This window comes from Teichococcus aestuarii, assembly GCF_003116135.1.
Classification (GTDB): domain Bacteria; phylum Pseudomonadota; class Alphaproteobacteria; order Acetobacterales; family Acetobacteraceae; genus Pseudoroseomonas; species Pseudoroseomonas aestuarii.
Genome location: NZ_PDOA01000001.1, coordinates 610,279 through 630,259 on the forward strand (window position 1 = coordinate 610,279; position 19,981 = coordinate 630,259).

Genomic DNA, 19,981 nt, shown 5'->3' on the forward strand with positions numbered 1-19,981 from the left:
GCGGTGTGCCTGCCGGTCTTCCTGCTGCTGCGCCTGCTGCTGGAGCCGTTGATGCTGCTCACCCCGCGGGGCGTGGCGGCGGAGGGAATCGGCTACGTCCTCGCCTGGGCCGGCTATGCGCTGCTGTCCAGGCCCCTGGTGCGGATGCTGGGGCGCGGCGCCGAATGGCCGCGCTTCCTGGCGGCGTGGAACTGGGCCACGGCCTTCCAGTACGCGCTGGTGCTGCTGCTCAGCCTGCTGGCGCTGCCATTGCCGGAGCCGGCGCAGGATCTGCTGAGCCTCTTCATCATCGGCTACACGCTGTGGCTGGAATGGTTCGTGGCCCGCCTGGCGCTGCATCTGCCGGGGCTGCCCGCGACGATCCTGGTCCTGCTCGATCTCGCCCTCAGCCTGTGCGTGACCACCCTGGTGGTGGGGCTTTCCTATCCGGGATAACCTCCCCTGGTTGTATTCGGTCCGCGACAATGCTCGCGACTTCGCGCATCTGTGCTATAGTTTCCGGCAAGCGCCGGCCGCGCGGAACCTGGAGCTCGACGCAGATTTTCCGCACGGATGGCACGATGGTCCTGCCCTGCCAGACAGGGCGGAACCGTCCCGAGGAGACAAGGCAGTGCTGGAAGGGCAGACGCCACGGTCGGGGACTGCGGAGTGGCCTCGCTTGCCGTGGCGTTGGCCTTCTTTCATCCGGTGCGTGGAGATAATGCCGGCATGAGTGCGCGTATTCTGGTCGTTGACGACATTGCCGCCAATCTCCGCCTGCTCGAGGCGCGGCTGAACGCAGAATATTACGAGGTCGCACTGGCATCCTCGGGGCCGGAGGCCCTCCGCCGCGCCGAGGACTGGCTGCCGGACGTCATCCTGCTTGACGTGATGATGCCGGGCATGGACGGGTATGAGGTCTGCCGCCGGCTCAAGGCCAATTCGGTCACGGCGCATATCCCGGTGGTGATGGTGACCGCCCTGGTGGACCCGGCGGAGCGTGTCCGCGGCCTGGAGGCGGGGGCGGACGACTTCCTCTCCAAGCCGGTGGACCACGCCACGCTGTTCGCGCGCCTGCGGGCGCTGCTGCGGGTGAAGCAGGTGCTGGACGCTTTCCGCCTGCGCGCCGAGACGGCGAACGACCTGGGCTTCGAGCCGCAGCCGCGCCCCTCGGACGACATCGCCGGCGCCGTGGTGCTGCTGGCCACCGACGACCCCAACGAGGCGGAACTGATCGGCGAGGTACTGACCGCCGCCGCGGTGAGCCTGCACCAGGCGCGGGACAGCGCCGAGGCCTGGACCATGCTGGGGCAGGGCGGCTTCGACGTGGCGCTGCTCAGCCTCTCGCTGGAAGGCGATTCCGGGCTGCGCCTGGCCTCCCGCCTGCGCGCGCAGGCCTCGACGCGCGACCTGCCGGTGATGCTCATCGCCGATGCCGACCAGCGGGCGCAGCTGCTGCGCGGCTTCGACCTCGGCGCCAACGACCATGTGTTCCGCCCCGTGGACCCGAACGAACTGCGCGCGCGGCTGCGCAACCAGGTGCGCCGCAAGCGCTACCAGGAGCGGCTGCGCGCCGACCTGGACCGCTCCCTGGAGCTGGCGGTGACGGACAGCCTGACCGGGCTGCGCAACCGCCGCTACATCACCCGCCACCTGGAAGGGCTGCTGCGCGGCGGCCAGACGGCGCTGCTGCTGCTCGACGTCGACCGCTTCAAGGCGGTGAACGATACCTATGGCCACGCGGCGGGCGATGTCGTGCTGAAGGTGGTCGCGCGGCGGATGAAGGAGCATCTGCGCGCCGTGGACGTGCTGGCCCGGTTCGGCGGCGAGGAGTTCGTCGTCGCCATGGCCAGCGCCACCGAGGAGGAGGCGATGCAGGTGGCCGAGCGGCTGCGCGCCGCGATATCCGAGGAGACGGTGCTGCTGGAGAACGGGATGTCCCTGCGCGTCACCGTCAGCATCGGGGTGGCGCTGGCGCTGCCGGGGGAGGATTTGCCGCGGCTGACCGCCGCCGCCGACGCGGCGCTCTACCGCGCCAAGGCGAATGGACGGGACCGGGTGGAACTGGCCAAGGGCGAGGACCACCACGCCTGCGATATCGGCGCCGCCTGACGGCGCCAGGGCAGGGGCCGCCCAAAGCAGCAAGGCCGCGCCCGGAGCCGGACGCGGCCTTGCCTCTATTCATCGGTCACCCGGCCCGAGGCAAGGCGCCCCGGGCCAGGGCGGACTTACTTGATCTTGGACTCGCGGAATGCGACGTGCTTGCGGGCGACGGGATCGTACTTCCGCATCTCCATCTTGCCCGTCGTGTTGCGGGTGTTCTTCTTGGTCACATAGAAGTAGCCGGTGTCAGCGGTGCTGACGAGCTTGATCAGGATGGTGTTCGACTTGGCCATGACGATCTTCCGTGGGCGCGGGGCGCACCGCTAGCAGGGGCGCCATCCGCCGGGCGGCACGTGGCCGCGCGCCCGGGTGCGACGCGAGAGGCCGCAACCTAGCCATCTGGCCGCGCCAGTCAAGAGGAAGGTGGGATTCGGCGCCCGCCCCGGCGCCGGCTCAGGGGTCCAGGGGCTCAGGGGTTGAGGGCGGTGCGGTAGGCGGCGGGGTTGTCGATCAGCGCGCGGGCGGCCTGCTGGTCCAGGTCGCGCTCCTCGGCCGGCGGGCAGGCGGCGCGCAGCGCCACCACCTCACTGGCCGGCACGGGGGCACGGGCGCGGCGGGCGCGGTCCAGCACCGGCTGCATGGGCGAGGCGCCCTGGCCAAGCTGCTGCAGCGCCTGCTGGGTGGCTTCCAGGCCCAGGCTGGTGCACAGCGCCGGAATCACCCCCAGCCCCTGCACCGGCCAGCCCAGCGGCGCCAGCACGCGCGACCAGGAGATCAGCACCTCCGCCCCGTTCGGCAGCGGCACCACGATCTGGATCAGCCCCTTGCCCAGCGTGGCGCTGCCCACCACCACGGCACGCCCGCGGTCGCCCAGCGCGGCGGCCACGATCTCGGCGGCCGAGGCGGTGCGGCCATCCACCAGCACCACCACGGGGCGGGATTGCGCCAGGTCGCTGCCGCCGGCCTGCCACACCCGGCGGGCATCGGGGTGGCGCCCGGCGCTCTGCGCCACCACGCCGCTGTTGAGGAAGGCGTCGGCCACGCCCATCGCCTGGGTCAGGATGCCGCCACGGTTGCCGCGCAGGTCCAGCACCACGCCGCGCGGCGGGCCCGGCGCCGCGAAGGCGTTGTTCAGCGCCTCGGCCAGCTGCTCGGTGGTGACGGCGGAGAAGACGCTGATGCGGGCCCACAGGATGCCGTCCAGCACATCGGTGCGCAGGCTGCGCAGCACCTCGCTCGGGCGGCGCAGCACCAGGGTCAGGCGCTGGTTGCCCCGCCGCAGGCTGAGCCGCACCTGCGTGTCGGGCGGCCCCTCCAGCAGCTCCGCGGCCTGGGTGATGCGCCGGGCGGAGACGGGAATGCCGTCGATCGCCAGCAGCGTGTCGCCCTCGCGCAGCCCGGCGCGGCGCGCCTCCCCCTCCGCCTCCAGCGCGGCGACGACGACGCTGCCGCGCGGCCCGCTGGCCACCCGCAGCCCGAGGCCGGACTGGCCCACCCGACGTTGCCGCGCCTCCCAGGCTTCCTCGGCGGTGATGTAGCGGCTGTAGGGGTCGAGGTGGTTGAACACCTCGTCGAACCCCGCCTGGATCAGCCGCTCCATCCCGGTGCGGCGCAGCTGCGGCGAATGCGCCCAGGCCTGGGCGTAAAGGCGGGAGAGGGTTTCCCCGAGCTGCTCGGCCGGTTCGCGCGCGGCCAGGTCGGGCCGCCCCTGCGGCGCCAGGGCCGAGCTGGGCAGCGGCGCCTCGGCCAGCAGGGCGCCGCCCAGATACAGCCGCAGCAGCCCGCCCTGCACCTCGGCGGTGAGGCCGGTATCCACCGCCCCCAGCCCGCGCAGCGACCACAGCGCCATCTCCTCCGGCGCCGCGACCTCCAGGTGGCGTTCGATGATGGCCTCGAACGCCTCCCGCAGCACCACGCGGGTCAGGCTGCGGGAGAAGCCGGTCTCGGCCTGGGCCAGGGCGAGGCCGGGCGCCAGCGGCCCGGCCAGCAACAGGGCGAGGGCCAGCAGCCGCGCCAGCATCCGGGCGTGGAGGGCGGTGGCCCGCCCGTGGCATGGCAGGGGCGGGGTGGCGATGGCTAGCGCGGCCTGGCTCCGCGCGCCGGCGGCTTGCCGGGGGTGCCCTTGGGCGGCCCGCGCCGGATGCGGCTGCGGCGGGCGCCCGGCACCGGCGGGGTGGCACCGAGCAGCTCGAACACCAGGCCGCCGGTCAGCGGCGTCGCCTCGGCCAGGCGCACCTCCACGGGCTGTCCCAGGCTGAAGGACAGGCGCGTGTGGCGGCCGGAAAGCCGGCGCGCGGCTTCCTCGTAGGTCCATTGATCGTCCGGCAGGGATGAGGACGGCACGAGTCCCCCCGCGCCGTTCTCCGTGAGCGTGACGAACAGGCCGAAGCGTGTCACCCCCGAAATCCGCGCCTCGAACATGCCGCCGACGCGGGACGCCATGTGCAGCGTCAGGTAGCGCTCCACCGCCTCGCGCTCGGCGGCGGCGGCGCGGCGCTCGGTACGGGTGATGTGCTCCGCCGTGTCTGGCAGGCGGGCCGTCTCCGCCTCCTCCAGCCCGCCCTCGCCGAGCTTCAGGCCACGCACCAGGGCGCGGTGGACGACGAGATCGGCATAGCGGCGGATCGGGCTGGTGAAATGCGCGTAGCGGGCGAGCGCCAGGCCGAAATGCCCGGCATTGTCCGGCGCGTACTCGGCCTGGGACTGGGCGCGCAGCACCGTCTCGTGCACCAGCCGTGCCTCGGGCCGCTCCGCCACCTGATCGAGCAGGCGGGCGAAGTCGCGCGGGTGGATGCGGTCGGAAGCGGGCAGGCCCAGCTCCATGGCCTCGAGGAACTGGCGCAGCGCCTCCAGCTTCTCGTCGGAGGGGCGCTCATGCACGCGGTAGAGCAGGGGCTGGTGGCGGCGCTCCAGCTCCTCCGCCGCGCAGACATTGGCGGCCACCATGAATTCCTCGATCAGCCGGTGGGAATCGAGGCGCTGGCGCGGCACCACGTCGCGCACCATGCCATCCCCGGCCAGCAGCACGCGGCGCTCGGGCAGGTCGAGGTCCAGCGTGCCGCGCCGCTCACGCGCCGCCGCCAGGGCGGCGTAGGCGCCATACAGCGCGTCGATCTCGGCCATGGGCAGGGCGGCGTCGGCGGCCGTCCGGCTGGCCTGCACCTGCTCGTAGGTGAGGCGGGCGAGGGAGCGCATCAGCCCGCGGCCGAAGCGGTGGCCGGTCTTCTGGCCCTGGGCGTCGAAGGTCATCTCGACGAAGAGGCAGCCGCGCTCCTCGCCCGGGCGCAGGCTGCACAGCCCGTTGGAGAGCGCCTCGGGCAGCATCGGCACGACGCGGTCGGGGAAATAGACGCTGTTGCCGCGCTCCCAGGCGGCGCCGTCGAGCGCGCTGCCGGGGCGGACGTAGTGCGCCACATCGGCGATGGCCACCACCACGCGCCAGCCGCCGCCCTCGGCGGTGGCCCAGACGGCGTCGTCGAAATCCCGCGCATCCTCGCCGTCGATCGTCACCAGCGGCAGCGCGCGCAGGTCCTCGCGGCCTTCCGCGCCCACGGGGCGGGCGCGTTCCGCCTCGGCCAACGCGCCGGGCGGGAACGCCTCCGGGATGCGGTGGGCGTGGATGCAGAGCATCGAGACGGCGCGTGGCGCGTCGAGCGGCCCCAGCCGCTCGGTCACCCGCGCCGGGCGCAGGCCGAGCGGGCTGCCGGGCAGCGCCTCGGCCAGCACCAGCTCGCCGGGCTCGGCGCCCAGGCTGTCCGCGGGCGCCACGCTCCATTCCTGGCGCTGGCGGCGGTCGGTGGGCTGGATGCGCCCCTCTTGGTAGACGCCCAGGATGCGCGCCGGGCCGCCGCCGATGCGCTTGAAGGTGCGGCCCTCGTAGCGCCCGCCGCCCAGCGGCTTCACCCGCGCCAGGATGCGCTCGCCGGGGGCCAGGGCGGGCTGGCCGGGGCGCTCGGGGCGCATCAGCACGAGCGGCGGGCGGCCGCGGCCCTCCCAGCGGATCGGGCGGGCGAGGGGCTCGCCATCGGCATCGGTGCCGAACACCTCCAGCGGCACCATCTCGGGCAGGGCGCCACCCCCGGCGGGGCGGGCGCCGGCCTCGGGCACCCAGCCCTCCTCCTCCAGCGCCTTCATCAGCGCGCGCAGGGCCGGGCGCTGCTCCACGCCCAGCCCGAAATGCCGGGCGATCTCGCTCTTGCCCACGCGGCCACTTGCTTCCCGCAGGAAGCGCCGCAGCGCCTCACGCGAGGGAAGCTCAGGGCCGGGCGCCGCGTCCTCGCCCGGCACCGGTCAGGCCTTCGCCTTGGCGGCGGCCTTCTTCGCCGGAGCCTTGGCCGTGCTGGCTTTCGCCGTGCTGGCCTTCGCCGTGCCGGTCTTGGTCGTGCTGGCCTTCGCGGCGGCGGCCTTGGGCTTGGCCGCGGCCTTCTTCGCCGGCGCCTTGGGCTTCGCCTCGGCCGTGGCCTCCTCGGCGGCCGCCTTCTTCGGCGCGGCCTTCTTCGCGCCCTTCTTGGCGCCGAGCGGCGGCAGCTTCTTGCCCTTCTCGGCCAGCAGCGCCACCGCCTGGTCGAGGGTGATCTCCTCCATCGTCAGGTTGCGCGGCAGGCTCGCCACCATGCCGGCATGCTGCGCGAAGGGCCCGAAGCGGCCGCGCTTGATCTCCACCGGCTCGCCATCCTTCGGGTGCGCGCCCATGGAGCGGACCTTGGCCTTGGCATCGGCCAGCAGCGCCACGGCGCGGTTGATGCCGACGGTCAGCACGTCGTCATCCTTGTCCAGCGACTTGTAGATGCTGCCCATCTTCACATAGGGGCCGAAGCGCCCGATGGCGGCCGAGATCTCCTCGCCCGTCTCGGGGTGGAGGCCGACGATGCGCGGCAGGGCGAGCAGGGCGAGCGCCCGGTCGAGATCGAGCGAATCCGGGTCCATGCCGCGCGCCAGGCTGGCGCGCTTGGGCTTGGTCGGCTTGCCCTTGGCATCGGTGCCGCCCTCGCCTAGCTGGACGTAGAGGCCGTAGGGCCCGCGCCGCAGCGTCACCGGCGCGCCGCTCACCGGATCGGTGCCCAGCTCCTTGATGCCGCCGGCCAGCGCCGCGTCGCCTTCCGGCTCGTTGCCGGGCACGCTGAGCGGGCGGGTGTGGCGGCACTCCGGGTAGTTGGAGCAGCCGATGAAGGCGCCGTTGCGCCCGAGCCGCAGCCCGAGCCGGCCATTGCCGCAGGCCGGGCAGGCGCGCGGGTCGCCGCCATCGGCCGGGGTGGGGAAGAAGTGCGGCCCCAGCTCCTCGTCCAGCGCGTCAATCACGGCGCTGATCGTCAGGTCCTTGGTGGCGCCGATGGCGGCGTTGAAATCCTCCCAGAAGGCGCGCATCACCGCGCGCCAGTCGGCCCGCCCGCCGGAGATGTCGTCGAGCTTCTCCTCCATGCTGGCGGTGAAGTTGCTGTCCACGTAGCGCTCGAAGAAGTTCACCAAGAAGGCGGTGACCAGCCGGCCGCGGTCCTCCGGCACGAAGCGCCGCTTGTCGATCTTCACGTAGTCGCGGTCCTGCAGCGTCTGCAGGATGGAGGCGTAGGTGGAGGGGCGGCCGATGCCGAGCTCCTCCATCTTCTTCACCAGGCTGGCCTCCGAGTAGCGCGGCGGCGGCTGCGTGAAGTGCTGGTCGGCGTTCGCCGCGGTCAGCCTGGTGGGGTCCTTCTCCCGCATGGGCGGCAGGGTGCGGGTATCGTCCTCCTCGCCGGAGGTGGCGCCGGCGGGGGCGTCGTCCACATCCTCGCGGTACAGCTTCAGGAAGCCGTCGAAGGCGATGACGCTGCCGGTGGCGCGCAGCCGGGTCTGGCCGCTGGGCTCGGCCAGATCCACCGCCGTCTGGTCCAGCTCGGCGGACTGCATCTGGCTGGCCACAGCCCGCTTCCACACCAGCTCGTAGAGGCGGCGCTGCTCGGGCGTCAGGAAGCGCGCCACCTGCTCCGGCGTGCGGCGCACATCGGTGGGGCGGATCGCCTCGTGCGCCTCCTGGGCATTCTTGGCCTTGGAGGAATACTCGCGCGGCGCGGCGGGGATGTAGTCGGGGCCGAAGCTCTCCTTCACATGGTCGCGGATGGCGAACATCGCCTCCCGCGCCATCTGCACGCCATCCGTCCGCATGTAGGTGATGAGGCCGACCGTCTCGCCCTGGATGTCCACGCCCTCATAGAGCTGCTGGGCCTGGCGCATGGTCTGCTGCGCGCCGAAGCCAAGCTTGCGGGAGGCCTCCTGCTGCAGGGTGGAGGTGGTGAAGGGCGGCGGCGGGTTGCGCCGCACCCGCCGCTTCTCGACGCTGGCGACGCTGAAGCTGCCGGCCTCCACCGCGGCCTTGGCGCGGAGCGCGCGGGCCTCGTCCGGCAGGTCGAACTGCTCGAGCTTCCGCCCGTCCAGATGCGTCAGCCGGGCGGTGAAGGGGGCGGAGCTGGCGGTGAGGAAGCGGCCCTCCACCGTCCAGTACTCGCGCGCCTTGAACACCTCGATCTCGGCTTCCCGCTCGCAGATGAGGCGCAGCGCGACCGACTGCACGCGCCCGGCCGAGCGGCTGCCCGGCAGCTTGCGCCACAGCACGGGGGAGAGGGTGAAGCCCACCAGATAGTCCAGCGCGCGCCGGGCCAGGTAGGCCTCGATCAGCGGCGTGTCCAGGTCGCGCGGATGCGCCAGGGCGTGCTGCACCGCCCGCTTGGTGATCTCGTTGAAGGTGATGCGGTGCACCTGGACGCCGCGCAGCGCGCCCTTCTCCCGCAGCATCTCCTGCACGTGCCAGGAGATCGCCTCGCCCTCTCGGTCGGGGTCGGTGGCGAGGTAGAGGTTGCGGGCACCCTTCACCGCCTTGGCGATGGCGGCGACCTGCCTCTCGCCCCGGTCCTCGGCGGACCAGTCCATGGCGAAATCCTCGTCCGGCCGGACGCTGCCATCCTTGGCCGGCAGGTCGCGGACATGGCCGAAGCTCGCCAGCACCGTGAAGTCCTGGCCCAGATACTTGTTGATGGTCTTCGCCTTGGCCGGCGATTCGACGACGACGACGTCGGTCATGGCAGGTGTGCTGCGCTCTCTCTGGCCACCTGGGGCGGCGTTCTGGTCAGGCGTTGTCTCTACCGTAATCCGCTGCGGACCACGCGGTTGCCCGGCAGGGCTTCTATACGTCCCTCCAGCTCCAGATCGAGCAGGATTGCTTGCACCGCAGCAGGGGAGAGGTGGCAGCGTCGCAGCAACTCGTCAACCACAACTGGTGCTGCTCCTATTAAATCAAGGACTTGCGCCATCTCTGCGGGAAGCGCCGCGGGGTCGGGGCCGGGCGCGGCCGGGTGCGCGGGGGCGCGGGCGGGGCGGAACAGGGGGGCCGCGCGCGGCGCCTCGGGCAGATTCTCCAGCACGTCCTCCGCCCGCTCGACGAGGTGCGCGCCCTGGCGCAGCAGGTCGTTGGAGCCGGCGCAGCGCGGGCCGAGCGGGCTGCCGGGCACGGCGAACACCTCGCGCCCCGCCTCCAGCGCCAGCCGCGCCGTCATCAGCGTGCCGGAGCGGTAGGCCGCCTCCACCACCACCACGCCCAGGCTGAGGCCGGCGATGATGCGGTTGCGGCGCGGGAAGTGCCGGGCGATGGGCGCCGTGCCGAGCGGCGCCTCGGCCACCACGGCGCCGCGCTCGGCGATCAGCCCCTGCAGCTCCAGGTGCTCGGGCGGGTAGGGCACGTCCAGCCCGCCGGGAATGACGGCGATGGTGGCGCCCGCCCGCAGCGCGCCCCGGTGCGCCGCGCCGTCGATGCCACGCGCCAGGCCGGAGGTGACGGTGATGCCGGCGGCGGCCAGCGCCTCGGCCAGTTCCTCCGCCATGCGGCGGCCAAGGCCGGAGCTGTTGCGCGCCCCCACCAGCGCCACCTGCGGCGCCAGCAGCAGCGCCGGGTCCCCCACCACGGCCAGCGCCGGCGGCGCGTCCGGCAACAGCGCCAGGAGAGGGGGATAATCCTCATCGCCCAGGAACAGGAAGCGGCCGCCCATCTCGGCCACCGCCGCCATCTCCCGCGCCACGGCGGCCTCCGGCGCGGGGCGGTAGGGGGTGCCGCCGCGTGCCGGCAGGCCGGGCACCGCCGCCAGCGCGGCGGCGCCGGAGCCGTGCCGGGCCAGCAGCTTCTGGAAGGCGATGGGGCCGATCCCCTCGGTGCGCGCCAGCCGCAGCAGGGCCAGCGCCTCGGCCGCGTTCCGCGTCACTGGTTGTTCTGGCTCTTGTTCTTCTGGCCGATGCGCGGCTCGGTGCCGGCCAGCAGGCGGCGGATATTGTCCTGGTGGCGCCAGATGATCAGCAGCGCCAGCACCAGCGCGAAGCCGGCCAGCCGCAGGTCGCCCGAGAGCAGCGCCACCAGCGGCGCCGCGGCGCAGGCGGTGAGCGCCGAGGCGGAGGAGATGCGCGTCACCTTCGCCATGACGAACCACAGCACGGCGCAGGCCAGCCCCACCCACCAGGCGGCGGCGAGCAGCACGCCGGCGCCGGTGGCGACGCCCTTGCCGCCCTTGAAGCCCAGCCAGACAGGAAAGATGTGGCCCAGCAGCGCCGCCAGCCCGGCCACCAGCCCGGCATCGCGGCCCCACAGCGCGCCGAGCGCCAGCACCGGCACCACGCCCTTCAGCGCGTCCAGCAGCAGCGTCGCCGCCGCCACCTTCTTGTTGCCGGTGCGCAGCACGTTGGTGGCGCCGATGTTGCCGCTGCCGATCTGGCGGATGTCGCCGAGCCCCGCCGCGCGGGTCAGCAGCAGCCCGTAGGGCACGGAGCCGGAGAGGTAGCCGAGCAGCGCGGCGGCGAGCAGCAGGCTCATCCGAACACCCGCCGCCCGGCCTTCCAGGTGCCCAGCACCCGGCCTTCCAGCGCCCGTCCGTCGAAGGGCGAGTTCTGCGCCTTGCCGGGCAATTTGCCGGCCTCGACCTTCCAGGCCCGCTCGGGGTCGAGCAGCAGCAGGTCGGCTGGCGCGCCGCGCTCCAGCCGGCCCACCGGCAGGCCGAGCAGGGCGGCGGGGCGGCAGGTCAGCAGGGCCAGGGCCTGGAGCAGCGTCAGGTCGCCGCCATGCACGCGGGAGAGGGTGATGCCGAGCAGCGTGGCCAGCCCCGTGCCGCCGGCCGAGGCCTGGGCGAAGGGCAGGCGCTTGTCGTCGGCATCGGCCGGCTGGTGGTCGGAGGCGATGGCATCGATCGTGCCGTCGGCCAGGGCCGCCACCACGGCCAGCCGGTCCGCCTCCCGCCGCAGCGGCGGGGAGAGCTTGGCGTAGGTGCGGAAATCGCCGATCGCCGTCTCGTTCAGGTCGAAATAGGGCGGCGCGGTGTCGCAGGTGACGCGCAGCCCCTCGGCCTTGGCGGCCCGGATCAGGTCGAGCGCCGCGCCGGTGGAGACATGGGCGAAGTGGACATGGCCGCCGGTGATGCGGGCCAGCGCGATGTCGCGCGCCACCATGATGGCCTCGGCCGCGGGGGGGATGCCGGCGAGGCCGAGCCGGGTGGCCAGCTCGCCCTCGGTGGCGACGCCGCCGCGTGCCAGGGAAGGCTCCTCCGGGTGCTGCACCACGAAGCTGCCGAAGGCGCGGGCATAGGAGAGGGCGATGCGCATGGTGCGCGCGCTGCCGATGGCGTGGCGCCCGTCGCTGAAGGCGATGGCGCCGGCCTCGCGCAGCAGGCCGTATTCCGAGATCTCCTGGCCGGCGCAACCCTTGGTGGCGGCGCCATAGGGCAGGATGGAGAGGCTGCCGGTGGCCTCGCCCCGGCGCAGGATGAACTGCAGCAGGGCGGCGTCGTCCAGCGCCGGCTGGGTGTCGGGCAGGGCGCAGAGGGTGGTGATGCCGCCCGCCGCCGCCGCCAGCGCCGCGCTCTCGATGGTTTCGCGGTATTCCGCGCCGGGCTCGCCCAGGGCGGCGCGCATGTCGACCAGCCCCGGCGCCAGCACGGCGCCGCCGCAATCGACGGTCTCGGCCGCCTCCGGGTTGCCGAGCGCGCCACCATGATCGGCGATGACGCCGCGGCTGACCAGCAGGCTGCCCGGCGCGTCCAGCCCCGAGGCGGGGTCGAGCAGCCGGGCGTTGATGAACAGCGTGTCGCGGGGGGTGTCGTGCATGGGGGCGGTCACAGCCGGGCGTTCCGGCGCATGTTGCGCGAGAGGATGTCGAGCACCGCCATGCGGACGGCGACGCCCATCTCCACCTGCTCGCCGATGACGCTGCGCGCCGGGTCGTCGGCGATGGCGCTGTCGATCTCGACGCCACGGTTCATCGGGCCGGGGTGCATGACGATGGCATCGGGCCTGGCGTGCGCCAGCTTGGCGGCATCGAGCCCGTAGAAGCGGAAGAACTCGCGCGCCGAGGGCACCAGGCCGCCGGCCATGCGCTCCTTCTGCAGGCGCAGCATCATCACCACGTCGGCGTCGCGCAGGCCGGCCTTCATGTCGTGGAACACCTCGACGCCCATCCGCGCCGCCTCGGCCGGGATCAGCGTCGGCGGCCCCACCACGCGCACCCGGCAGTTCATGGCGCTGAGCAGGTGGATGTTGCTGCGCGCCACCCGGCTGTGCAGCACGTCGCCGCAGATGGCGACGGTGAGGTTCTCCAGCCGGCCCTTGCGGCGGCGGATGGTCAGCGCGTCGAGCAGCGCCTGGGTGGGGTGCTCATGCGTGCCGTCGCCGGCGTTGATCACCGCGGCATCGACCTTCTGGCTCAGCAGGGCGGGCGCGCCGGACTGCGCGTGGCGCACCACCAGCAGGTCGCAATGCATGGCGTTCAGGGTGGAGGCGGTGTCGAGCAGCGTCTCCCCCTTGTTCACGCTGGACTGGCTGACGGACATGTTGATCACGTCCGCGCCCAGCCGCTTGCCGGCCAGCTCGAAGCTGGTGCGGGTGCGGGTGCTGTCCTCGAAGAACAGGTTGATCAGCGTCTGGCCCTTGAGCAGGTCGCGCTGGGTCTTCCCGCTACGGTTGAGCAGGGCATAGGATTCCGCCAGATCCAGGAGATCGGCGATATAGGGCGGCTCCAGCCCTTGCAGGGCCAGGAGGTGCCGGTGAGGAAAGGGCAGCATGCGGGACCAGTCCGGCTAGAGGCGGGGGACCATAGCCATACGTGCGCCGCGCCGGAAGGGCCGGCCGCCACCCTCGCGCCGGCCGCAGTGCTCAGTCCGGCGCCGCCGCCTGCGGCAGGGAGAGCAGCAGGCGCAGCAATTCGCCCTGGCGGCGTGTGCCGGTCTTGGCCAGCAGCGCCTGCACCTGGCTCCGCACCGTGCTCAGCCGCACCTCCCGCGCCTGCGCCACCTCCTCCGGGCTCAGCCCCTGGGCCAGGCTGGCGGCAACCCCCGCCTCGGCCGGCGTCAGGCCGAACAGGGCCATGAGCTGATCGGGCAGGGGCGGCGGAACGTCGCGCGGGTCGGAGATCAGCAGCAGCGCCAGCGGCGCCGCGCCGGGCATAGCCACCATGGTCTGCGGCTGGAAGGGTGCCACCAGCAGCATCAGCGCCGGCAGCCCCTCGGCGCGCGGGCAGCGCAGGGTGTTGGCGCGGCGCGGCGGGCCCATGGTGGTGGCCTGCGCCAGCAGCAGGGAGAACCGCTCATCCGCCGGGCCGTAGGTCAGGCGCAGCCGGCCGCCATTGCCGGTGGTGGCGCAGCCGCTCCGCTCCTCCAGCAGCCGCCGCGCCGCCCGGTTCATGAACAGGATGCGGCGGTCGGCGGCCAGGATGACGATGCCCCCCGTCATGCGGTCCAGCGCCTCGAAGCCCAGGCGCTGCGAGACCTCGGCCTGCTGGAGCCGCAGCTGCACCTGGGCGGCGCGGCGCAGATGCGGCCAGAGGCGCTGCAGGGTGCGGCTTTCCTCGGCCGTGAAGGCGCCGCGCTCCCGGGCGCGCTGCAGGCCGAAGCCCAGCACCTGGCCGTCCCCCACCGGCGTCACCCCACCGGCGACATAGAACGCCCCGTGCAGGTGATGCCGGAACAGGTCGTTGTAGATCTCGGACTGCGCCACCTGCGCGTCGGGCAGGTGGTCCTGGCTCAGCATGAGCTGGCCGGGCATGGCGTGTGCCTGGTCCATGAAGATATCGCGCGGGAAGAAGTGTGCGGCGTAATCCTGGTTCACCGCGTCGGCCACGTTGTGGGTGGCCAGCAGCCGTGTCGTTCCCTGCTGCGGGCTGGCCAGTTGCAGTGCGGCCGAGGTGGCTCCCATGAGCAGCGCCACCCGTGCCAGCAATGCCTCCCACCCGGACTCGCTGGAGCCGCCATCCGCGGCCAGCCCGTAGAGATCATCGATCAGCGCGTCGAGGCGGTCTTCAGGCATGGCCCGCGCGGCCTCTTCCGGATTGTAACAGACTCCCACAATGGAACCGGCGGCCCGTCTGACGCAAGGCTCTGGCGTGAGGGTTGCGGCCGTGGGCGGGCCCGGGCCGCGCGCTCGGCGCCTTCCCCCCGCCCACCCCGCGCGCCTTCAGCCCTGGCGCGGGCCATCCGGGGCGCCACGCGTCGCGTCCAGCGCCGCCTGGAGCATGTAGGCCGCCGCGGCGGCATCCACCGCCTTGGCCCGCTTGCCGCGCGTCAGGTCGGCCTCCTCGATCATCATCCGGTTTACGGCGGAGGAGGAGAGGCGCTCGTCCCACAGCGCCGCCGGCAGGCCGGTGGCGGCGGAGAGGGCGATGGCCCAGTCCTTCGCCGCCTGGGCGGCCGGGCCGAAGGAGCCGTCCATCCCCAGCGGCAGCCCGACCACCAGCCCGCCCGCTCCCTCCTTGCGCGCGATGGCGGCGATCTCGGCGGCGTTGGCGGCCAGCTTGCCGCGGGTCAGGCCCTTGTACGGGCTGGCTAACATCAGCAGGACGTCGGACAGCGCCACCCCGATGACGCGCTTGCCGGGGTCCAGGCCGATCAGCCTTGCCTCGCGGGGCAGGGCGGTGCGGAGTTGGCTCAGGTTGAAGATGGGCATGGCGGTGTTTATGGTCCGCCCCCGTCGTCGCGCAATTGTTCCGCGCGAACCTGATCTGATCACTCTCCGGAAGAAAACGAATGTCGCTCGACACCGCCACAGTCCGGCGCGTCGCCTCGCTCGCCCGCCTCAGGGTGGAGGAGGCCGACCTGCCGCGCCTTGAGGCCGAACTGAATGGAATCCTGGGCTGGATCGAGCAGTTGCAGGCGGTCGACACCCAAGGGGTGGAGCCGATGGCCGGCGGCGGCGCCCAGGCGCTGCGGATGCGCGAGGACCGCGTGACCGATGGCGGCATCCAGGAGCAGGTGCTGGCCAACGCGCCGGACCGCGCCGGCGCCTTCTTCGCCGTGCCCAAGGTGGTGGAGTGAGCGGCATGACGCACCCGACCGAACTGACCATCGCCGGCGCCCGCCGCGCCCTCGCCGCGCGCGAGATCAGCGCCGCGGAGCTGACGCAGGCGCATCTCGACGCCATCGCGGCGCTCAACCCGCGCCTCAACGCCTACATCACCGTGACGCCGGAACTCGCCGCCGCCCAGGCGGCCGAGGCCGATGCGGCGCTGGCGCGCGGCGAGGCCGGTCCGCTTGCCGGCATCCCGCTGGCCATCAAGGACCTGTTCTGCACCGCCGGCACCCGCACCACGGCAGGCAGCCGCATCCTGGGCGATTTCGTGCCGCCCTATGAGAGCACGGTGACGGGCAACCTGCTGCGCGACGGCGCGGTGTTCCTGGGCAAGGCGAATCTCGACGAGTTCGCCATGGGCTCCTCCAACACCTCCTCCGCCTTCGGCGCGGCCGAGAACCCGTGGAAGCGCCAGGGCGACGACACCGCGCTGGTGCCCGGCGGCTCCTCCGGCGGCTCGGCGGCGGCGGTGGCGGCGCGCCTCGCCCTCGGCGCCACGGCGACCGACACGGGCGGCTCGATCCGCCAGCCGGCCGCCTTCTGCGGCGTCAGCGGCATCAAGCCCACCTATGGGCGCTGCTCGCGCTTCGGCATCGTGGCCTATGCCTCCTCGCTCGACCAGGCGGGGCCGGTGGCGCGCACGGTGGAGGATTGCGCCATCCTGCTCGGCTCCATGGCCGGGTTCGACCCGAGGGACTCCACCAGCGCCGATGTGGCGGTGCCGGATTTCGCCGCGGCCGTCGCGCGCGGCGTGAAGGGGCTGCGCATCGGCATCCCGCGCGAATACCGGGTGGAGGGGCTCTCCCCCGAGATCGACGCGCTGTGGCGGCAGGGCATGGACTGGCTGCGCGCCGAGGGCGCCACGCTGGTGGACATCAGCCTGCCGCACACGAAATACGCGCTGCCCACCTACTACATCGTGGCGCCGGCCGAGGCTTCCACCAACCTCGCCCGCTATGACGGCGTGCGCTTCGGCCTGCGCGAAAATGGCGAGGACCTGAAGGACCTCTACGAGCGGACCCGCGCCGCCGGCTTCGGCGATGAGGTCAAGCGCCGCATCCTGATCGGCACCTACGTCCTCTCCGCCGGCTATTACGACGCCTACTACGTCAAGGCGCAGCAGGTGCGGGCGCTGATCAAGCGCGACTTCGACCAGGCCTGGGCGCAGGTGGACGCCATCCTGACCCCCGCCACCCCCACCGCCGCCTTCGGCCGGGACGAGAACCAGGACGACCCCGTGGCGATGTATCTGAACGACGTCTTCACCATCACCGCCAACCTGGCGGGCATCCCCGGCATGTCCGTGCCGGCGGGGCTGGACGGGAAGGGGCTGCCGCTCGGCCTGCAGGTGCTGGGCCGCCCCTTCGACGAGGAGACGGTCTTCGCCGTCGGCGGCGCCATCGAGCGCGCGGCCGGCTTCCACGCGCTTCCCGCTCTGAGGGCCGCGGCATGAGCTACACGATCGAGGGCAGCACCGGCCCGTGGGAAGTGGTGATCGGGCTGGAGGTGCATGCCCAGGTCACCTCGATGGCCAAGCTGTTCAGCGGCGCCGCGACCGAGTTCGGCGCCGAGCCCAACAGCCAGGTCAGCTTCATCGATGCGGGCTTCCCCGGCATGCTGCCGGTGATCAACCGCGAATGCGTGGCCCAGGCCGTGCGCACCGGGCTCGGGTTGAACGCGCAGGTGAACCTGTGGTCGCGCTTCGACCGCAAGAACTATTTCTACGCGGACCTGCCGCAGGGCTACCAGATCAGCCAGTACCAGTACCCGGTGATCGGCACGGGGCAGATCGAGATCCAGCTCGGCGACGGCAGCACCAAGACCATCGGCATCACGCGGCTGCACCTGGAGCAGGATGCCGGCAAGTCGCTGCACGACCAGCACCCGAGCAAGAGCTACATCGACCTCAACCGCTCGGGCGTCGCGCTGATGGAGATCGTCTCCGAGCCGGACATGCGCTCCCCGGAGGAAGCCGGCGCCTACCTGACCAAGCTGCGACAGATCCTGCGCTACCTTGGCACCTGCGACGGCAACATGGAGCAGGGCTCGCTGCGCGCCGACGTCAACGTCTCCGTCCGCAAGGCGGGGGAGGGGTTCCGCACCCGCTGCGAGGTGAAGAACGTCAACTCCATCCGCTTCGTCATGCAGGCGGTGGAGGCCGAGGCGCGCCGGCAGGTGGAACTGTGGGAAGCGGGCGAGGAGGTGGTGCAGGAGACCCGCCTGTTCGACACCACCCGCGGCGTCACCCGCTCCATGCGCTCCAAGGAGGATGCGCATGACTACCGCTACTTCCCCGACCCCGACCTGCCGCCGCTGGTGCTGGAGCAGTCCTGGGTGGACAGCCTCAAGGCCGCCCTGCCGGAACTGCCCGACGCCCGCCGCGCCCGCTATGTCGGCGATTTCGGCCTGACGCCCTATGACGCCCATGTTCTGACGCTGGAGAAGGAGACGGCCGCCTTCTACGAGGCCGTGGCGAAGGGCCGCGACCCCAAGATGGCCGCCAACTGGATCACCGGCGACTTCTTCGCCGGGCTCAACCGCGTGGGCGCCAGCATCGGCAGCTCGCCGGTCAGCGCCGAGGACCTCGGCGCGCTGCTCGACCTGATCTCCGACAACACCCTCTCCGGCAAGCTCGCCAAGGAGGTGCTGGAGGCGATGTTCGAGACCGGCAAGGCGCCCGGCCTCATCGTCGAGGAGCGCGGCCTGAAGCAGGTGACCGACACCGGCGCGATCGAGGCGGTGATCGACCAGGTGATGGCCGCCAATGCCGGCAAGGTGGAGGAATACCGCTCCGGCAAGGACAAGCTGTTCGGCTTCTTCGTCGGCCAGACGATGAAGGCCATGCAGGGCAAGGGCAACCCGGCCCTGGTGAACGAGCTGCTGAAGAAGAAGCTGGGCTGACGCCAGCCCCGCCGCGTGCTTCCCTTCCGGCCTCGAACCATGAAGGCCGGGAGGGCCCGCCGCGCTATGATCACCCTCTACACCTGGAACACCCCCAACGGGCGCAAGATCAGCGTCGCGCTGGAGGAGATGGGGCTGCCCTACACCGTCAAGGTGGTGGACATCACCAAGGGCGAGCAGTTCGACCCCGAATTCCTGAAATTCTCCCCCAACAACCGCATCCCCGCCATCATCGACGATGAGGGGCCGGACGGGCAGCCGATCACCGTCTTCGAATCGGGCGCGATCCTGCTCTACCTCGCCGAGAAGACCGGGAAGTTCCTCCCCGCCGATCTGCGCGGCCGGGTGCAGGTCTGGGAGTGGCTGATGTGGCAGATGGGCGGCTTCGGCCCGATGCCGGGGCAGGTGCACCACTTCCTGACCCGCCCCGAAGGCCCTGCGCGCGACTACGGGCTGGAGCGCTACCGGACCGAGACGCGCCGCCTCTACGGCGTGCTGGAGCGGCGCCTCGCGGGGCGCGACTTCGTGGCCACTGAGGGCGAGCCGAGCATCGCCGACTTCGCCATCCTCGGCTGGGCCTGGCGGCATGAGCGGCACCTGGGCAGCCTCGACGAGTTCCCGGCCGTTGCCGCCTGGTATGCCCGCATGATGGGCCGCCCCGCCGTGGCGAAGGGCTTCTCCGTCCATCTGGGCTGAGCCTGGACGTGGCTGGGGAGGGGGCGCCGAACTCTATCCCCAGCTTTTTCACCCCTGGGGCCGTGAGTGCGTTTGACGTGGCCGCCGCGGAACGCTAGAAGCGGCCTCGCATACGCCGTGAAACTTCAACACCCTGCGGAGGGGTGGCCGAGTGGCCGAAGGCGGCGGTTTGCTAAACCGTTAAACGGGGATAACCCGTTTCGTGGGTTCGAATCCCATCCCCTCCGCCACTTCCCTTTTCCGGCCCCGGTCGCCTACCTCCGCCAACCTCCGGAGCCGTCCGGCAGAACTTGACAAGCCGCTGATGCAGCGGCGTTTTTTCGTTTTAACTCCGGAATTGGTGCTAGGTTCGCCTTGTCTCCGTTGCAGTCCACAGATCGTGGGCTGGACGTGGGGCTGGGAGAAGGGTGCTGATATGGCTCAGCTTGTTAGGGGGCAGCCAATCCCCATAAAGCCCGGGCGCTATAGCGCCGGGAGTAACCTGTGGCTGCAGGTCCGCGGTCCTCATAATATGTCGTGGCTCATGCGCTACTCCTTTAATGGCCAACCTAGGGAGCTAGGTCTTGGCACTTTCGCCATGGTCTCTTGGGAGGAGGCGGAAAGTGAGGTCAAACGCTGGCGCGAGGTCCTAAGACAGGGCCGTGATCCGAAGGCGGATCGGGACGATGCTCGTCGGGCCACAGAGAAGCTTCGGGCGAGGTCAAGGACCTTTGCCGAGGTGGCGCAGATGTACATCGATGAAAACATTCCCGGCTGGCGGAACAAAAAGTCACCCGCGCAGTGGAAGTCAGGCTTAAAAAAGTACGCTTTTCCGCTGATTGGGCGAGTGCCCATCTCAGTGCCCGTTTGAGAATGGTCATGGGTGGGCGATGCGCCTGATGAGGAGCGCGCCCATGCCGACGTGGATCATGGCTTCGGAGACGTCGCAGCGGCGCTCGTAGTCGCGAACCAGGCGGCGCCAACG

The 19,981-nt window shown here is 71.9% G+C and carries 17 protein-coding genes, 1 tRNA gene and 1 pseudogene; 8 read left to right on the forward strand and 11 right to left on the reverse strand.

All coding sequences use genetic code 11. The annotated features are described in order from the left end of the window. Nucleotides 1-3: 3 nt before the first annotated feature. Both CR165_RS02870 and CR165_RS02875 read left to right on the forward strand, forming a co-directional pair. Nucleotides 4-435 carry a hypothetical protein gene (locus tag CR165_RS02870; RefSeq protein ID WP_109515427.1) on the forward strand — a complete coding sequence of 144 codons (432 nt, stop codon included), beginning with the start codon at nucleotides 4-6 and terminating at the stop codon, nucleotides 433-435. Between the two features lie 273 nt (nucleotides 436-708). Continuing rightward, nucleotides 709-2,091, forward strand: coding sequence for a PleD family two-component system response regulator (locus CR165_RS02875; RefSeq protein ID WP_109515428.1), 1,383 nt, complete (start codon nucleotides 709-711; stop codon nucleotides 2,089-2,091). Between the two features lie 116 nt (nucleotides 2,092-2,207). On the opposite strand, the gene rpmG is transcribed toward CR165_RS02875, so the two are convergent. The 10 genes from rpmG to ruvX all read right to left on the reverse strand — a co-directional run bounded on the left by rpmG (nucleotide 2,208) and on the right by ruvX (nucleotide 15,018). After that, the gene (gene rpmG, locus CR165_RS02880) at nucleotides 2,208-2,375 is read right to left on the reverse strand and encodes a 50S ribosomal protein L33 (RefSeq protein ID WP_076955738.1); all 168 of its coding nucleotides are present in this window, start codon (nucleotides 2,373-2,375) and stop codon (nucleotides 2,208-2,210) included. A gap of 176 nt (nucleotides 2,376-2,551) precedes the next feature. Next, entirely contained in the window at nucleotides 2,552-4,102 is a 1,551-nt protein-coding gene (locus tag CR165_RS02885) for a S41 family peptidase (RefSeq protein ID WP_109515429.1), read from the reverse strand. 56 nt (nucleotides 4,103-4,158) lie between these two features. Further along, nucleotides 4,159-6,369: a ribonuclease R gene (gene rnr / locus CR165_RS02890; RefSeq protein WP_109515430.1), complete on the reverse strand. Its 2,211-nt coding sequence runs from the start codon at nucleotides 6,367-6,369 to the stop codon at nucleotides 4,159-4,161. Nucleotides 6,370-6,372: 3 nt separating this feature from the next. Further along, nucleotides 6,373-9,132, reverse strand: coding sequence for a type I DNA topoisomerase (gene topA, locus CR165_RS02895; RefSeq protein ID WP_109515431.1), 2,760 nt, complete (start codon nucleotides 9,130-9,132; stop codon nucleotides 6,373-6,375). Nucleotides 9,133-9,191: 59 nt separating this feature from the next. Further along, on the reverse strand, nucleotides 9,192-10,304 hold the full coding sequence (gene dprA / locus CR165_RS02900; RefSeq protein WP_181377970.1) for a DNA-processing protein DprA: 1,113 nt from the start codon (nucleotides 10,302-10,304) through the stop codon (nucleotides 9,192-9,194). Continuing rightward, on the reverse strand, nucleotides 10,301-10,906 hold the full coding sequence (gene plsY, locus CR165_RS02905; RefSeq protein WP_109515432.1) for a glycerol-3-phosphate 1-O-acyltransferase PlsY: 606 nt from the start codon (nucleotides 10,904-10,906) through the stop codon (nucleotides 10,301-10,303). Before plsY ends, dprA begins: the two co-directional genes overlap by 4 nt. Then, nucleotides 10,903-12,189 (reverse strand): dihydroorotase, encoded by a 1,287-nt coding sequence (locus CR165_RS02910; RefSeq protein WP_109515488.1) that lies wholly within the window; start codon nucleotides 12,187-12,189, stop codon nucleotides 10,903-10,905. Before CR165_RS02910 ends, plsY begins: the two co-directional genes overlap by 4 nt. A gap of 8 nt (nucleotides 12,190-12,197) precedes the next feature. After that, on the reverse strand, nucleotides 12,198-13,142 hold the full coding sequence (locus CR165_RS02915) for an aspartate carbamoyltransferase catalytic subunit (protein WP_109515433.1): 945 nt from the start codon (nucleotides 13,140-13,142) through the stop codon (nucleotides 12,198-12,200). Nucleotides 13,143-13,233: 91 nt separating this feature from the next. Beyond that, complete coding sequence (locus CR165_RS02920; protein ID WP_109515434.1) at nucleotides 13,234-14,382, reverse strand: helix-turn-helix transcriptional regulator; 1,149 nt, start codon at nucleotides 14,380-14,382, stop codon at nucleotides 13,234-13,236. 147 nt (nucleotides 14,383-14,529) lie between these two features. Continuing rightward, on the reverse strand, nucleotides 14,530-15,018 hold the full coding sequence (gene ruvX, locus CR165_RS02925; RefSeq protein WP_109515435.1) for a Holliday junction resolvase RuvX: 489 nt from the start codon (nucleotides 15,016-15,018) through the stop codon (nucleotides 14,530-14,532). Nucleotides 15,019-15,098: 80 nt separating this feature from the next. On the opposite strand from ruvX, the gene gatC reads away from it, so the two are divergent. From gatC to CR165_RS26100, 6 genes are all read left to right on the forward strand, one after another. Beyond that, entirely contained in the window at nucleotides 15,099-15,386 is a 288-nt protein-coding gene (gatC, locus tag CR165_RS02930) for an Asp-tRNA(Asn)/Glu-tRNA(Gln) amidotransferase subunit GatC (RefSeq protein ID WP_109515436.1), read from the forward strand. Between the two features lie 5 nt (nucleotides 15,387-15,391). Further along, nucleotides 15,392-16,873 carry an Asp-tRNA(Asn)/Glu-tRNA(Gln) amidotransferase subunit GatA gene (gatA, locus tag CR165_RS02935; protein ID WP_109515437.1) on the forward strand — a complete coding sequence of 494 codons (1,482 nt, stop codon included), beginning with the start codon at nucleotides 15,392-15,394 and terminating at the stop codon, nucleotides 16,871-16,873. Beyond that, nucleotides 16,870-18,321, forward strand: coding sequence for an Asp-tRNA(Asn)/Glu-tRNA(Gln) amidotransferase subunit GatB (gene gatB, locus CR165_RS02940; RefSeq protein WP_109515438.1), 1,452 nt, complete (start codon nucleotides 16,870-16,872; stop codon nucleotides 18,319-18,321). Before gatA ends, gatB begins: the two co-directional genes overlap by 4 nt. A gap of 66 nt (nucleotides 18,322-18,387) precedes the next feature. Beyond that, a complete protein-coding gene (locus CR165_RS02945) occupies nucleotides 18,388-19,017 on the forward strand; it encodes a glutathione S-transferase family protein (protein WP_109515439.1) in 630 nt (209 codons plus the stop codon). 137 nt (nucleotides 19,018-19,154) lie between these two features. Next, nucleotides 19,155-19,247 (forward strand) — tRNA-Ser (locus tag CR165_RS02950). A gap of 185 nt (nucleotides 19,248-19,432) precedes the next feature. Then, complete coding sequence (locus CR165_RS26100; RefSeq protein ID WP_181377971.1) at nucleotides 19,433-19,867, forward strand: integrase arm-type DNA-binding domain-containing protein; 435 nt, start codon at nucleotides 19,433-19,435, stop codon at nucleotides 19,865-19,867. Nucleotides 19,868-19,873: 6 nt separating this feature from the next. On the opposite strand, the pseudogene CR165_RS02960 reads toward CR165_RS26100, so the two are convergent. Continuing rightward, a pseudogene (locus CR165_RS02960) lies at nucleotides 19,874-19,981 on the reverse strand (IS5-like element ISRso1 family transposase); the annotation flags it as partial.